Annotated in this window: 14 protein-coding genes; 5 read left to right on the top strand and 9 right to left on the bottom strand. The window is 71.1% G+C overall.

Translation table 11 applies throughout. The annotated features are described in order from the left end of the window. Window positions 1-71: 71 nt before the first annotated feature. From WFH25_RS15065 to WFH25_RS15035, 7 genes are all read right to left on the bottom strand, one after another. Complete coding sequence (locus WFH25_RS15065) at window positions 72-689, bottom strand: response regulator transcription factor (protein ID WP_336698383.1); 618 nt, start codon at window positions 687-689, stop codon at window positions 72-74. Further along, window positions 686-2,089 carry a sensor histidine kinase gene (locus WFH25_RS15060; RefSeq protein WP_336698382.1) on the bottom strand — a complete coding sequence of 468 codons (1,404 nt, stop codon included), beginning with the start codon at window positions 2,087-2,089 and terminating at the stop codon, window positions 686-688. The genes WFH25_RS15065 and WFH25_RS15060 overlap by 4 nt, the downstream gene beginning before the upstream one ends. A 145-nt stretch (window positions 2,090-2,234) precedes the next feature. Then, window positions 2,235-3,347, bottom strand: coding sequence for a Gfo/Idh/MocA family protein (locus WFH25_RS15055; protein WP_229086956.1), 1,113 nt, complete (start codon window positions 3,345-3,347; stop codon window positions 2,235-2,237). Beyond that, window positions 3,344-4,144, bottom strand: a complete 801-nt coding sequence (locus WFH25_RS15050) for a ThuA domain-containing protein (RefSeq protein WP_336698381.1) — start codon at window positions 4,142-4,144, stop codon at window positions 3,344-3,346. Before WFH25_RS15050 ends, WFH25_RS15055 begins: the two co-directional genes overlap by 4 nt. Before the next feature lie 58 nt (window positions 4,145-4,202). Beyond that, complete coding sequence (locus WFH25_RS15045; protein WP_229086959.1) at window positions 4,203-5,093, bottom strand: carbohydrate ABC transporter permease; 891 nt, start codon at window positions 5,091-5,093, stop codon at window positions 4,203-4,205. Further along, on the bottom strand, window positions 5,090-6,040 hold the full coding sequence (locus WFH25_RS15040; protein WP_374115124.1) for a carbohydrate ABC transporter permease: 951 nt from the start codon (window positions 6,038-6,040) through the stop codon (window positions 5,090-5,092). Before WFH25_RS15040 ends, WFH25_RS15045 begins: the two co-directional genes overlap by 4 nt. Before the next feature lie 62 nt (window positions 6,041-6,102). Further along, window positions 6,103-7,335 carry a sugar ABC transporter substrate-binding protein gene (locus tag WFH25_RS15035; protein ID WP_336698380.1) on the bottom strand — a complete coding sequence of 411 codons (1,233 nt, stop codon included), beginning with the start codon at window positions 7,333-7,335 and terminating at the stop codon, window positions 6,103-6,105. A gap of 155 nt (window positions 7,336-7,490) precedes the next feature. On the opposite strand from WFH25_RS15035, the gene WFH25_RS15030 reads away from it, so the two are divergent. The 4 genes from WFH25_RS15030 (at window position 7,491) to WFH25_RS15015 (ending at window position 11,929) form a co-directional block, all read left to right on the top strand. Then, window positions 7,491-8,507, top strand: a complete 1,017-nt coding sequence (locus tag WFH25_RS15030) for a LacI family DNA-binding transcriptional regulator (protein WP_175473725.1) — start codon at window positions 7,491-7,493, stop codon at window positions 8,505-8,507. Between the two features lie 286 nt (window positions 8,508-8,793). Beyond that, window positions 8,794-10,113: an ABC transporter substrate-binding protein gene (locus WFH25_RS15025; RefSeq protein WP_070416823.1), complete on the top strand. Its 1,320-nt coding sequence runs from the start codon at window positions 8,794-8,796 to the stop codon at window positions 10,111-10,113. Further along, window positions 10,110-11,081: a carbohydrate ABC transporter permease gene (locus tag WFH25_RS15020; protein ID WP_175473726.1), complete on the top strand. Its 972-nt coding sequence runs from the start codon at window positions 10,110-10,112 to the stop codon at window positions 11,079-11,081. The genes WFH25_RS15025 and WFH25_RS15020 overlap by 4 nt, the downstream gene beginning before the upstream one ends. Continuing rightward, window positions 11,081-11,929, top strand: coding sequence for a carbohydrate ABC transporter permease (locus tag WFH25_RS15015; RefSeq protein ID WP_336698379.1), 849 nt, complete (start codon window positions 11,081-11,083; stop codon window positions 11,927-11,929). Before WFH25_RS15020 ends, WFH25_RS15015 begins: the two co-directional genes overlap by 1 nt. Window positions 11,930-12,317: 388 nt before the next feature. Here the strand turns inward: WFH25_RS15015 and WFH25_RS15010 are convergent, their stop codons facing one another. Then, window positions 12,318-12,764, bottom strand: a complete 447-nt coding sequence (locus tag WFH25_RS15010; RefSeq protein ID WP_229086967.1) for a MarR family winged helix-turn-helix transcriptional regulator — start codon at window positions 12,762-12,764, stop codon at window positions 12,318-12,320. 119 nt (window positions 12,765-12,883) lie between these two features. Between WFH25_RS15010 and WFH25_RS15005 the strand changes: the two genes are divergently transcribed. Beyond that, entirely contained in the window at window positions 12,884-13,873 is a 990-nt protein-coding gene (locus tag WFH25_RS15005; protein WP_071295287.1) for a helix-turn-helix transcriptional regulator, read from the top strand. Between the two features lie 104 nt (window positions 13,874-13,977). On the opposite strand, the gene WFH25_RS15000 is transcribed toward WFH25_RS15005, so the two are convergent. Further along, a complete protein-coding gene (locus WFH25_RS15000) occupies window positions 13,978-15,012 on the bottom strand; it encodes a LacI family DNA-binding transcriptional regulator (RefSeq protein WP_336698378.1) in 1,035 nt (344 codons plus the stop codon). Window positions 15,013-15,026: the final 14 nt, after the last annotated feature.

The following is a 15,026-nucleotide window of genomic DNA, read 5'->3' as shown; positions in this document are numbered from 1 at the left end:
TGTGCTGGGGTGCGTACCCCTCGACACCGATCGTCGCCGCCCGACCGGGACCGCACCATCGGACCTTGGTACTAGTACCCGTGGTCCCTGCCCCAGAGCGCCGCGCTCGTGCGGTCGGCCACCCCGATGCGCCGGAAGAGGCTGCCGGCGTGGACCTTCACGGTGCGTTCGGCGATCCCGAGTTCGGTGGCGATCTGCCGGTTCGACAAGCCCCGGGCGATCCGGACGAGGACGTCGCGTTCGCGTGGCGGCAGTCGGACGTCGGTGCTCGTGTCCGCGGTGCCCCCGGGGAGCAGGGCCCGGGCGACCCGGGGGTCGATCGGTGTCTCGTCGCGGGCTGCTGCGCGGACGGCGCGGACGACCTCGTCCGGGGCCGCGTCCTTGAGCAGGTACCCGGTCGCCCCGGCCGCGAGGGCAGCGCGGACCCGCCCGTCGTCGGCGAACGTGGTGAGGACGAGCACCCGGACGTCGGGCATCGCCGACCGCAGCGCCGCCGTGGCCGCGACCCCGCCGGCACCGGGCATCGACAGGTCCATCACGACGACGTCCGGGTGGAGCTCCCGCGCGAGCGCGAAGCCCTCCTCACCCGTGGCGGCCTCGCCGACGACCTCGCAGTCGTCCGTCGCCGCGAGCACGGCGCTCAGCCCGCTCCGGACGAGGGCGTGGTCATCGACGACGAGGACCCTCACCGCAGTGCCTCGGTGTCGACCGGTACGGTCAGCCGCCAGGTGGTGCCGGCGCCGGGCGCGGTGTCGAGTTCGAGGGAGCCGCCGGTGTCCTCGGCGATCTCGCGCAGGAGCGTGGTGCCGAGGTGCCCCGGCCGGCCCGGGTCCGTGGCGCGCGTCGCATCGAACCCGACCCCGTCGTCCGTGACGGTGACGACGAGCCCACGGTCCACAGCCGCGTCGACGCTCGGGCCGGGCCCGGTGGTACCGACCTGCACGTCGACGACCGAGGCGTGCGCGTGCGTCACGACGTTGGCGACCGCCTCGCGGACGAACCGCACGACGGCGAGCAGGGCTGCCGGTGACGCGTCGACCGACTCCGGCACGTGGACGCTCGTGGTGAGTCCGGCGGCGCGGGCCCGTGCGCACACGTCGTCGAGCGCCGCACCGAGGCCGTCCCGTTCGGGCGCCGCGGGCCGGATCGCGGACATCGAGCCGCGGAGCGAGGACACTGCCCGACGGAGCGCGGCCGCGGCGTCCGTCGTGGCGGGGTCCGCACCGAGCGACAGGGCGAGGCCCGCGACGTCCTGCACCGGGCCGTCGTGCAGGTCGGCCGCCATCCGTCGGCGTTCGGCGGCTTCGGCGTCGAGCGCACGACCGAGCAGGCGCTCCCGAGCGCGCTGCCCGGACCGGATCCGCAGGAGGAGCCAGAGCAGCAGGGGCACGAGCAGCGCGAGCACGACGGCGACCGTCCCGAACGCGAGCGCGGCGAACGCTCCGCGGAGGTCGGATGCCCGGGCGACCACGTCGTCGTACCGCTCGTAGGCTTCGAACAGCAGGGCCTGGCCGGACGGGGTGTGGACCGCCTGGTACGCCTCGAGCAGGGGACCGTGCCCGCGCTCGTAGCGGTTCTCGGGCTCGGTGAGGTCGGACACCTCGGCGTCGGACCGGTCGGTGTCGAGCGCCTCGAGGTCCTCGTCGCCCAGCGGGAACCGTTCGCCGACGAGCCGCGGTTCGTCGGACCACAGGACCGTCCCGTCCGCCGCCCAGAGCTTCATCCGGACCGCGGAGCCCGCCCGCAGCTCGCCGGCGACCGCGTCGGCCAGTCGTGCGCGCGCTGCGACCCGTTCGGACTCGGGAGCGTCGGGATCGGCGATCGCGTCCACCAGGGCCGGTTCGACGACGACCCGCGCCAGTGCGGCGGTGTCCGACGTCGCGTCACGGACGGCGAAGCCCTCCGCGATGCGCTGCGAGACGAGCGTGCCCGCCGTGGCGACTGCCGCGCCCCCGACGAGGGCGGCGATCACGACACCGACGAGGACCCGGCCCCACGGCGTCCGTCCGGTACGACGACGGGGATCGGCCGCGACGAGCAGCAGCGGGGCCCCCTCCGCTGGGGTGTCCGACGACCGTTGTCCACGCACACGGCCACCGTAACGGTGACGGGTCGCCCCCGGTGCGCACGGTGGACGGACAAACGGGAGGCGCGGTGCGGGTCCGACCCGCACCGCGCCCGGCGCGACGGTCGCGTCGCGAGCCGCACCGCGCCTCCTGGACCGCCGGCGTCGCTCAGCCGAGCGCGGCCGTGTCCGGCGACCCCGTCGCGAGCGCGCTGCGCACCGAACCCCACGACGCGAGTCGCTCGCGGATGGCTTCGTCCTGCTCGACCTCGAGCGCCGTGGCGTGCGCCTGCTCGAGCACCTCGTCGATGACGATGCGCCGCCCGGTGCGGGCGGACGCGATCGCGGCGTCCACCATCGTGAGGCTCATCACGTTGCCGTGCACCTCGCCGTCGGGGCGCTCGCCGGAGCGGACCGCACGGACGAAGGACGCGAGTGCACCGGCGATCTCGTTGCCGACGCTCGGGGCCGCGTCCGGTGCGCCCGGCGTGCCGTCGAGGTCGCTCCACGGGTCGTGGTCGCCGTCCCACAGCGCCGTGCCCGCGGGTCCGGAGGCGCGCCAGTCGCCGTTCCACGAGGTCTCGGCACCCGGTGCGCACCACGAGCCGTCGTACACGTAGCGGACGTCGTCCTCGAACGTGAAGACCGCGGCGGCCGCGGCGTCGCCCCGGTACCAGGACCACGACGGGTTCCACGACTCGCAGTACACCGACACCGGGTCCCGCTCGAGCACGTAGCGCGCGGAGTCGAACGCGTGGATCGCCATGTCGAGCAGGAGGACGTCGTCCATCTCCTCGCGGAAGCCGCCGAAGTGCGGGGCCTTGGCGAAGCGCGTGCTCAGCCCGCCGACGCCGCCGAGCCCACGGACGTGCTGCCGGAAGGCGACGAGGTGGTCGTTGTACCGCCGGGACTGCGACACCATGAACAGCTTGCCGGTGGCCTCGGCGGCGGCCGCGAGCGACAGTGCCTCGGCGACCGTCTGCGCCGCGGGCTTCTCGCCCAGGACGGGGAGTCCGGCGCGGAGGGCCTCGAGCGTGACGGGGTGGTGCGCGACCGGGACGGTGATGTCGAGGACAGCCTCGGCACCGGTCTCGGTGGCGAGGGCGGTGAGGTCGGTGCCGACGGGGATCGTCGGGTCGCCGGCGACCGCGGCTCCGGCCCGGGCGGCGTCGAGGTCGAGGTCGACGATGCCGACCAGCTCGACGTCCGGGTCGGCCGCGACGGTGGCGAGCCAGGCGCGGCCCATGCCGCCGGCGCCGACCTGCACGACGCGGAGGGTCATGCCTGTGCCCCTTCGTGCTCCTCGACCGATGCGTCGTCGAACGGGCCGCGGTAGTGCTGGCCGTCGAAGTACTCGCCGAGGTCGTACCGGCGCAGCGTCGGGATCTCCCGCTCACGCTCCGGCCGCGCCCACTCGGTGGCGTTCGCGATCACGCGTCGGACGTCCTTGTGGTGGTACACGGGGAAGTCCTGGTCGCCGGGGGAGAAGTAGAAGATCTTCCCGAGACCGCGGCGGTAGGTCATGCCGCTCCGGAACACCTCGCCGCCGGTGAAGCCCGAGATGAACACGAGTTCGTCGGGGGTCGGGACGTCGAAGTACTCGCCGTACATCTCCTGCTCGGGGATGACGATCGGGTTCGGGACACCGCGCGTGATGGGGTGCTGCGGGTTCACGGTCCAGACGAGCTCCTGGTCGTGCTCGCTGCGCCACCGGAGCGTGCAGGTCGTGCCCATCAGCTTCCCGAAGATCTTCGACCAGTGGCCGGAGTGCAGCACGACGAGGCCCATGCCGGACAGGACGTGCTTGTGCACGCGGTCGACGACGGCGTCGTCCACGTCCTGGTGCGCGGCGTGGCCCCACCAGGTGAGGACGTCGGTCTGGGCGAGGACCTCGTCGGTGAGGCCGTGCTCGGGCTCCTGCATCGTGGCGGTGCGGACGACGGCGTCCGGGAGGTTCTCGCGGATGCCGTCGGCGATGGCGCCGTGCATGCCGTCGGGGTACCGCTCGGCGACGTGCTGCTCGACCTGCTCGTGGACGTTCTCGCCCCAGACGGTGATGCGCAGCGGGGTGGTGGTCATGGTGTGCCTTTCTGGCTGGGGTTCGTGGTCGTCGCCGGCCGCCCGGCGTGGGCTGCCGTCACTTGACGGCGCCGCCGAGTGCGCCGGCGGAGATGTACCGCTGGGCGACGATGAGCAGCACGGCCGCCGGCAGCGACGCGAGGACCGACGTCGCCATGACGGGCCCCCAGTCGGTGACGTTCGAACCGATGTAGTTGTAGATGCCGAGCGTGATCGGCCGGACCGCGGTCGTCGACGTCAGGGTGAGCGCGATGAGGAAGTCACCCCAGGCGCCGAGGAACGTGAACAGCGCCGCCGTGACGATGGCGTTCCGGCTGATGGGCAGGACGATCGAGATGAACGCCCGGAAGTCGTTCGCCCCGTCGACGAGCGCGGCCTCGACCAGGCTCGGCGGGATCGACTCCATGAACGCACGCATGAGCAGCACGGCGAACGGCACCTGGACGGCACTGTCGGCCAGGATCAGCCCGATGTAGCTGTTCAGCAGCCCGACGTTGTTGAACAGCGTGTAGAGCGCGTTCGCGATGACGATCGCCGGGATCATCTGCGTGATGAGCAGCACGAGCAGGAACACCCGGGTGCCGCGCATCTTGAACCGAGCCAGCCCGTAGGCGGCCGGGGTCGCGATCGCCAGGGTCAGCACGACGGTGCCGAGGCCGATGATCATGCTCGACAGGAAGTTCTGCCCCTGCTGGGCGAACGCCGTCTCGTACCCGCGGAAGGTGGGGGAGAACGGGAACCAGGTCGCGGTGGCGGCCCCGGACGTGGCCTGCAGGCTCGTGTTCACCATCCAGTAGACGGGGAACACCATGATCGCGAGGAACACGCAGCCGAGGATCGTGAGCGGGATGCCCTTGACGCCGCGCTTCGGTCCGGGGACTCGTGCACTGCGCTTCGTGGTGATCGCCCGGGTGGCGGTGACGGTCTGGTTCGCGAGTCCGACGCTCATTCGTCGACCGCCTTCCTGGAGATCGCGATGTAGACCATCGCGAAGACGAACGAGACGACGATGAGCACGTTGCTCACGGCGGCTCCGATGCCGAACTGGAAGTTGATGAAGGACTGGTGGTAGGCGTTCGTGGCCAGGGTCTGCGTGGAGTTCGCCGGGCCGCCACCGGTGAGGCCGAGGATGATGTCCACGACCTTCAGCGTGTAGACGACCCCGAGCACGATCACGACGCTCACCACGCTCCGGATGCTCGGCCAGGTGATGTACCAGAACGCCTTGAAGCCCGTGGCGCCGTCGAGCGCGCCGGCCTCGTACAGCTCCGGCGGCACGGACTGCAGCCCGCTGTAGAGGATCGTCGTGTTGAAGGGGATGCCGAGCCAGACGTTCACGCCGATGACGGCGATGAGGGCGAGGCTCGGGCTGACCAGCCAGGGCACCGGGGCGATGCCGACCACGCCGAGGAGCTGGTTGAGCGCGCCGCTGTCCTGGTCGAGGAGCCACTTCCAGACCGCGCTGGACGCGATCAGCGGGAGCAGCCACGGCAGGAGGAGGAGGCCGCGCAGGAACCCCGACAGCGGGAAGTGCCGCCGGAAGAACAGTGCGAGGGCGAGGCCGATCACGAACTGCAGGATGATCGAGCCGGCGGTGAACAGCGCGGTGTTCACGACGCTCGTCGCGAAGACCGAGCTCTGGAACACCTGGATGTAGTTGCCGAGCCCGACCCACGGGGCCTCGCCCGTGAAGAAGGTCTTGGTCGTGTAGTCCTGGAAGGACATGATGATGTTCTTCACGACCGGGTAGCCGAAGAACACGGCCACGAAGAGTGCGGCCGGGATGACGAAGAGCCATCGGGTGATCCCGATCCGCATGCGCGCGCGGCGCTGGCCGGGTCGTGGTGGTGGGACGGACGCCTGGGTCCGTGGTCGGGTCTGTGTCGTGGCGCTCATGCCGGAACCGCTCCTTCCGAGGGTGGGGAGGGAGCCGGCCGGGTGGCCGGCTCCCTCGTGCACTACTGGCTCTGGGACTGCGCCTGCTTGAGCGCTGCCTCGGGGTCGGCCTTGCCCGTCAGGGCGAGCTGGACGGCGGTGTAGATCTTCGTCGCGGCCTTGGGCCAGTCCGGTCCGAGCTCACCGGTGCGGGCCCGGGCGGTCTTCACGGTCGTGACGAACGAGGCCACCTGCGGGTAGTCGGACGCCCATGCTGCGCCGGCCTCGAGGTTCGTCGGCACGTTGCCGCTCACCTCGGCGAGGGCCTTCTGCGTCTTCTCCGAGTGGAGGCAGCCGACGAACTTGGCGGCGAGCTGCATCTTGTCCTTGTCGCCGGTCTGCGGGACGGTGAACGCCTCGCCGCCGAGCGGTGCGACGGTCTCCGAACCGGTGCGGGTCGGGATCGGGACGCTGTCGAACTCGAGGCCCTTCTTCGCGTTCAGTGCGGGCAGCTGCCACGGGCCGTTGATCATCATCGCGGCCTTGCCGGCGAGGAACTGGCTGTTCACGTCGGCCTGGGCCCAGTTGATCGAGCTCTTCGACATCGAGCCGTCGTTCTGCAGGTCCTCTACGAGCTGCAGGGCCTGCGCGGCCTCGGGCGTCGCGATGTCCTTCTCGTCACCGCCGTTCGACCAGAAGAACGGCAGGAACTGCCAGGTGCCCTCGTAGGTGTTGATGTTGCTCATCGCGAAGCCGTACGTGGACCCGGAGGTGAGCTTCTTCGCGGCGGCCTTCAGCTCGTCCCAGGTCTTGGGCGGCTGCACGCCGGCGTCCGCCAGCAGCTTCTTGTTGTAGTAGAGCGCGATGGAGTTCGTGTTCGACTGCAGGCCGTAGAGCTTGCCCTTGTAGGTACTCGCCGCCTTCACGCCGGGGACGTCGCCCTCGGCGCTGAGGCCGTAGTCGCTGAGGTCGGAGAGCGCCCCGGAGGCCGCGATCTGCTGCACGTCGGGGTTGTCGAGCATGAGCACGTCGGGCAGGGTCCGCGAGGATGCCTGCTGCAGCACCTTCGAGATCAGACCGGCACCGGCGACGTGGTTGATCGTGACCGTCGCGTCGACCTCCTTCGCGCACTGCTTGTACACGGGGTTGTAGGTCGCGTCGTAGTAGTCCTCGATCGTCAGGGCCTTGCTCCCACCGGACGAGGCCGATCCGGAACCGGAGCACCCGGTGAGGACCAGGGGGATCGTGGCGAGCACGGCGACCGCGCCGACGAGGGCGCGGGTCCGGCGCGACGGGGAGGGGAATCTTTGCTTCATTGCAGAGCTCTTCTCTTGACGGATGCAGGGGGCAGGCGCGCAACCACGAATCCGCTGACGTCATCGTCGCTGTGTTCCTTGGGGCGAGAAGCTAACAGAAAAGCGCTTCACCTGTAAAGCGCTTTTTTCGCATCCCGGACGGTAGGCTGAGCGGCATGGCCACGATGCAGCAGGTCGCCGATCGGGCGGGTGTGTCGATCGCCACCGTGTCCTTCGTCGTGAACGGCACGAAGTACGTCACCCCCGCGACGACCGCCCGCGTGCAGGCGGCGATGCGCGAGCTGAAGTTCCGTGGCAACGTCGTCGCGCGGGCGCTCGCGAGCCGCCGCACCCGGATCATCGCGCTGCTGTTCCCGACCACCGGCAACCGCTTCAGCCCGACCACCTCGCAGTTCTTCATGAGCGCTGCCGAGCGCGCGTCCGAGCGCGGGTACCACCTCGTGCTCTGGCCGGTCGACCCCGCCGGCGACGACCTCGACGACCTCGTCTCCGGGGGGCTCGTCGACGGTGTGATCCTCATGGAGGTGCGGATGGACGACCCCCGCGTCGCCGTCCTCACCGCGCTCGACGTCCCGTTCACGCTCATCGGCCGCACCCGGGACAGCAGTGGTCTGCCGTTCGTCGACATCGACTTCGAGACCACGATCGAGTCGAGCATCGACCACCTGCAGTCGCTCGGGCACCGGCGGTTCGCGCTCGTGCTCGAGGACCTCGAGGGCACGCCGATGGCCGGCTACGCGCCGCACCTCCGCGCCGAGGCCACCTTCCGGCAGGTGACGGCAGCGCGGGGACTCGGCGGCACCGTGGTCACCGCGGGTCCGGGGAGCGACGGCGGACGTGCCGCGGCGAGCGAGATGCTCGCGCTCGACCCCGGCGTGACCGCCGTGCTCGTGATGAAGGACGACTCCTCCGCCGGGCTGCTCGTCGGCCTGTACGCGGCCGGGCGCCGGGTACCGGAGGACGTCTCGGTGCTCAGCATCGCCTCGTCCGAGGCCAACGCCGACCAGCACTACCCGCGGCTGTCGACGATGGTGGCTCCGGGGCGCGAGCTCGGGACCCGTGCGGCGGACGCGCTCATCGACCAGCTCGACGGGAAGTCCGACGAGCTGCCGCACTTCCTGCTGCCGTGCACCCTCCGCACGGCCGAGTCGACGGCACCCGCGCCCGCCTGACCGGCGCGCAGGGCGCGCGGGGCGCTCGCCGAGTCTCGCCTGGGCGGACACGTTCGCGGCTCCGACACCGCGAACGTGTCCGCATGGCCGAGTCTCGGGGCGTCGCCGCGCGCGGACGCGACCACCCGACGGACGGGAGGCGCGGGTCGGCCCCGCACCGCGCCTCCCGTCCGCCGCACCAGCGGCACCGCACCGCGCCTCCCGTCCGTCGCACCCACCGGGCACCCAGGGTGCGTTGGTTGTGTGGACGTACAGGTTCGCACCAGGGGACGTCGAGGAGGACGGGATGGCGATCGACCGCAGGATGTTCCTGCTCGGGGGAGCGGGGGTGCTGCTGCTCGCCGGCTGCTCCACCCGACCCGAGCGCACCACGGTCCAGGAGTGGCCGACCGACCCGCCCGAGGGTGACGTCACGATCAGCTGGTGGGCGGGGCAGGTGGCCTCGAAGGACGGCGGCGACCTGCGGCGACGGCTCATCGCCGAGTTCCAGAAGGAGCACCCGAACATCCGGGTGCGCATCGTGAGTGCCCCGAGCGACACCGACACGAACCGCACCAGCCTGACGACCCAGATCGCCGCGGGCAGCAGCACCCCGGACGTCTACCTCGGGGACGTCGCGTGGCCCGGGCAGTTCGCGAAGAACAAGCTCGCGACCCCGGTGAACGAGCTCGTCGGCGCGGACTTCTTCGACCAGTTCCCCGAGGGGCTCCGGCAGGCCGCGAGCGTCGACGGCACGTACTACATGTTCCCGCTCTACATCGACGAGTCGTTCTTCCTGTACCGGAAGGACCTGCTCGCCAAGCACTCCCTGCAGGTCCCGGGCTCGTGGGAGGAGGTCCGCGAGACCGCGGCGAAGCTCGTCGACACCGGCGACGTCAGCTACGGGTTCGCGTTCCAGGGCGACGTGTACGAGGGACTCACCTGCAACGTCACCGAGTTCGTCGCGGACGCCGGAGGCTCGCTGCTCAACGACGACCTGACGAGACCCGAGACCACGAGCTCGGAGACGAAGCGCGCGTTCGAGTTCATGCGCTCCCTCATCACCGACGGCGCCAGCCCGCGCGCCACCCTGACGTACCAGGAGCAGGACACGAACGACGCGTTCTCGGGCGGCCGAGCGGCGTTCCTCCGCAACTGGTCGTACGCGTGGGGCATCGCGAACGGGCCGGACAGCCAGGTCGCCGGCAAGGTCGGACTCGCCGCGCGGCCGACCTTCGACGGGCAGGACGAGCACCACTCGACCATCGGCGGGTGGGGCAACTACATCAACCCGCACACGCAGCAGCCCGCCGCGGCGCTGACGTTCGCGAGCTGGATGTCGAGCGAGACGGCGCAGCAGTTCCTCACCCGCGAGGGCGGGGTCCTGCCGGCCCGGAGCGAGTCGCTCACGAGCCAGGACGCGAAGCGCCAGCAGCGCCCGACGTACGACACCGCCGCGGGCATCACGCTCGTGCCCCGTCCGACGTCGACGGCCTACTACCCGAAGGTCTCGCAGGGCGTCTACCAGAACGGGAACAGCATCCTCGGCGGCCAAGCGTCCGTCGACGGCGGCACGAGCACGATGGCGTCGGCGATCGCGCTGGCCCTGAAAGGTGAGGCACTGTGAGCGCCGGCACCGCGACGCGGTCGTCGACCCGTCCAGGAGGCGCGGGTCGCCTCGACCCGCCGCCCCGCCTCAGCGGGCGGTCGCGTCTCGACCGCATCCGTGCGCGGGGTGCGTGGGGCTTCGCGGCCCCGGCGCTCCTGGTCGTCGCAGCGGTGACGATCTTCCCGGTGGTCTACTCGATCGTCCTGAGCTTCGCGGACGTCGAGGTCGGCTACGAGGGGTTCACGATCCGGTCGTTCGGCCTCGGCAACTACGCGGCCCTGCTGCAGAGCGCGGACTGGTACCGGGCGCTCGGGTTCACCGTGCTGTACACGGTCGTGACGGTGTTCGTCGAGCTCGTGCTCGGCATGCTCGTGGCCCTCGTGCTCGAGCGGCTCGGGGCGACCCGGGGCTGGATGCTGGCGCTGATGCTCATCCCGTGGTCGCTCGTCACGATCGTGAACGCGCAGCTCTGGAAGTACATCTACGACTCGACGTACGGTGTCGCGACCTGGTTCTTCGGGCTCTTCGGCGAGGCCCCGGTGATCCTCGGCGAACCGGTGCCCGCGATCACCGGGCTGATGGTCGCGGACATCTGGAAGACGACGCCGTTCGTGGCGATCATCCTGCTCGCGGGGCTCGTGCAGATCTCCGAGGACCACTACGAGGCGGCCGAGCTCGACGGCGCGAGCACCTGGCAGACGTTCTGGCGGGTGGTGCTCCCGCAGCTCACGCCGACCCTGACGATCGCGGTGCTGTTCCGCATCCTGCAGGCGTTCGGCGTGTTCGACCTGCCGTTCGTGCTGACGAACGGCGGCCCGGGCACCGCCACCCAGTCGCTCGCGATCATGGGCTACAAGGTGCTCTTCCAGGACATCAACATCGGCCCCGGTGCGGCGATCGCGACGTCCACGGCGATCATCGTCGCGGCGGGGTGTCTGCTGTTCCTCCGGGCGTTCCGGAACCAGGCGAAGGGAGGGGATGCCTGATGCCCCGTCAACGCATCCGCAAGGGCTGGCGGAAGTGGGTCAACACCGTCAACGTCAGTGGTGTCGTCATCGCGGTGCTCACCGCGCTGCCGCTGTACTGGCTCGTGTCGACGTCGCTCAAGCCGGCGTCCGAGATCGGGCAGTCGCCGCCCACCGCCGTCCCGCAGTCGTTCACCCTCGACAACTTCGTGGTGGCCTTCCGCGACAACGCGCTCGGCCAGTACATGGTGAACAGCGTCATCGTGTCGGTGTCGACGACGGTGATCGTGCTCGCGCTGTCGTTCCTCGCCGGCTACGCGCTCGCCGGGCGGTGGATCCGCGGGCGGACGGCGATCATGACCTCGTTGCTCATGCTCTCGGTGTTCCCGGCGATCGCCGTGCTGACCCCGCTGTACCTGCTCGAGCGGAACCTCGGACTGCTCAACTCCTACCCGGGGCTGATCGTGCCGTACGTGGCGTTCAACCTGCCCTTCGCGATCTGGATCATGCGGAACTACCTCGTCGGGATCCCCTCGACGATCGAGGAGGCCTCCGAGATCGACGGTGCCGGAGCCTGGCGCACGGTGCTCTCCGTGATCCTGCCGATGGCGAAGCCGGGGCTCTTCACGGTCGGGGTGTTCACGTTCACGGCGTCGTGGAGCGAGTTCCTGATGGCGCTGACGTTCAACAGCGAGAACTCCTTCCGGACGATCCCGGTCGGGATCGCCCTGTTCGGGACGCAGTTCACCGTGCCGTTCGCCCAGATCTTCGCGGCGAGCGTGGCGGCGACGGTGCCGATCGTCATCCTCGTGCTGGTGTTCCGCCGGTCGATCGTGTCCGGCCTGACGTCGGGCGCGGTGAAGGGCTGAGCCGGGCCCGGAACGGGACGGGAGGCGCGTGGCGGGCCCCCCCCGCGCCGCCCGGGCGGGGGCGCCCCGGCGGCAGCGGCGACGCGGGTCGCGGGTGGTGTCCGTGAAGAAGTCCTCGTAGAGGCCGGCACCGTCCTGCAGCTCGCCGTACTTCCACCGCTTGCGCATCCGACGGAACGTCTCGATGCGCACCGGGTCGACGCCCTGCTGGGATTCGTACTTGCCCATGGTTCCTCCCCGCTCGTGGTCGTACCCCCGATCGGGGGCATCCGATCGTGACGGTACGGGTGCGTGGCCCGTCCGTCCGGCAAGATAGGTAGGGAAGTTACCTAACTGCGCTTGGTGGACAAACGTTCGAGGTGCGTCCGCCCGCGCCCGTACTCTGCCGTCAAGGGGACGGGGCGCCGAACTCGAGCGCCTCGATGACCCGGTCGATGACCCGGACGTACTTCGCCCGCTCCCGTTCCGTGAAGGAGGACAACAGCTCGTGCAGATGCTCGTTCGTGCTGTCCATCGCGCTCGCGTAGGCACGCTCGGTCTCGGGGGTCAGCTCGATGTAGCGACTCCGGCCGTCGTCCGGGTTCGGCACGCGGCACAGGTGCCCGGCACGCTCCAGTCGGTCGACGGTGCCGGTGACCGCCGGTCCGCTCAGGCCGAGGTGCGACGCGAGGTCCTTGACCCGCACCTTGCGTTCGGCGGCCTCGGCGCGGGCGACGAACTGCAGCACCGTCAGGTCCGAGCCGGAGACGTCCATCCGCTCGCGGAGTCGTCCCCGCAGCGCTCCCATCGCGGCTTCGAGCCGGGTGATGGCGGCCGTCAGGTCGATCTCACTCACGCGGTCGCCCCTTCGGTGCGGATCGGTTCCGCGCAACGATACGCCGCGCTCACCGGGACAGCGTATCCAGATAACGAGGGGGACCGCGGGATCTGGACATCCGATCCGTGGGGGTGCGCATGGCCGACCCGCTGACCGACGACTTCGCCGAGGGGCAGACCACGACGCCGGCGACGGTCCGGTTCGAGGTGTCCGGCGGACATCCGGACGACGCCGTGCGGGACCTCGGCGCGGTCTACGGCGGCACGCAGTGGGTCGCGCGGCTGACCGACGCGCCCTTCGACTACCGGTACACGGCGATCGGCGACGCCGAGGTGACCATCCGCCGGTCGCAGTTGCGCGGCGCCCTCTCCGGGGTGGTGCCGGCCGGTGGCGACTACGTCGTGACCTGGATCAGCTCCGGCACCGCCGAGATCGAACGGCTGGGGGAGCGGTACGCCCTGCCGCTCGACGCCCCGGCACTCTTCCCGCCGGACCACGACTACGCCTTCCGCACCGCGGACTACGACCAGCGGGTCGTGCACCTCGACCGAGCGTTCGTCCGCCGGGTCGCCGTGACGCGCACCGACGTCGGCGACCACGCGCTGCGCTTCGACGACCGGCACGTGCCGGGGTCCGAGACGGCGCGGCGCTGGCAGGGGGCGTTGACGGCGCTCGCACGGTCGCTGCGCGTCGGCGGCACGGACTCCGTCGCCTGGCAGACCGCCAAGGTCACCGCCGCCGAGGTCTTCCTCGACATGTTCCCGCCGAAGCTCGACGACCTGCCCGGGGTGCTCGGGCAACCACGCAACGCCCGTCTCCGTGCCGCGGTCGAGTACGTCCACGACCACGCCGCGGAGCCCGTCACGATCGGCGACCTGTCGGCGGCGTCGGGGTTGAGCGTGCGCTCGGTGCAGGAGTCGTTCCGTCGGGTGTTCGACGTGTCCCCGCTGACGTACCTGCGGCAGGTGCGCCTCGACCGGGTGCGCGCCGAGCTGCTCGACGCCGATCCGCTCGCCGGGGCGGTCGGGGACGTCGCTCGTCGGTGGGGGTTCGCGCACCTCGGGCGGTTCTCGGCGGCGTACGCGGAACGGTTCGGGGAGTACCCGAAGCAGACACTGCGGCGCTGACGGTCGCGGTGCGGCGCTGACGGTGCGGTCCGCCGCGCGGTGCAGCGCTGACGGTGCGGTCCGCCGCGCGGTGCGGCGCTGACGGTGCGGTCCGTCGCGCCGTGTCAGCGGTCCGCGGGTGCCGGTCCGGTGCTCCGGCGCACGCGCAGGGTCGTCGGCAGCCGGACGTGGTCCGACGTCGGCTCGCCGCGCAGCATCGTGAGGAGCATCTCGACCGCCCGCGAGCCGAGCTCGACGAGGGGCTGTGCGACGGTGGTCAGCGGCGGCGTGGTGGTCGCGGCCTGGGGCACGTCGTCGAACCCGACCACCGACAGGTCCCTGGGCACGTGGAGTCCGAGCTCGGCTGCGGCGCGGAGCACACCCACCGCCGACGAGTCGTTCGCCGCGAACACCGCGGTCGGACGGTCCGGTCCGGCGAGCAGGTCGCGGGCGACCTCGGCCGAACGGTCCTCCTGGTAGCCGCCGTCGCGGACCAGTGACTCGTCCACCGACAGGCCCGCTGCCGCCAGTGCGCGTCGGTAGCCGGCCTCGCGCAGCTGTGCCGACGCCAGGTCCGGACGACCCCGGAGGTGTGCGATCCGGGTGTGCCCGAGCGCGACGAGGTGCTCGACGGCCTGGACGGCCCCGGCCTCGTTGTCCGAGTCGACCGTGGCGTGCCCCTCGGGGCCGGTGTGCGGGTCGATCGCCACGACCGGGATCGACGAACTCGAGAGCGCCGTGCTCGGGGTCACCACGATCGCGCCGTCGATGAGCGTGCCGGACAACCGCGAGAGCGACCGGCGTTCCCACCCCTTCTGCTCGGCACCGGTCACGAGCCCGGCGTACGCGAGCAGTTCGTACCCGGTGCCGGTGGTGGCGCCGGACACCCCGCGCAGGAGCTCGGTCGAGAACGGCTCGAACTCGGTGACGAGGATGCCGATGACGTTCGTCCGCGAGCTGCGGAGGCTGCGTGCGACGAGCGAGGTCTCGTAGCCGAGCTGCTCGACGACCTCCTGCACGCGCAGGATCGTCGCGGGGGCGACGCCGTCGCGTTGGTTGATCACCTTCGACACCGTGGGGATCGACACTCCGGCGGCGCGTGCGACGTCCGCGATGGTGACCCGGCCGGCTCCGGGACGCATGCCGAGAGCCGTGTCCATGTGCACACCGTACC

This window comes from Curtobacterium sp. USHLN213 (genome assembly GCF_037144815.1).
In the GTDB taxonomy this organism is placed as follows: Bacteria; Actinomycetota; Actinomycetes; order Actinomycetales; family Microbacteriaceae; genus Curtobacterium.
Note: the sequence above shows the minus strand (reverse complement) of the source record. Positions and strands in the feature narration are given on the sequence as shown.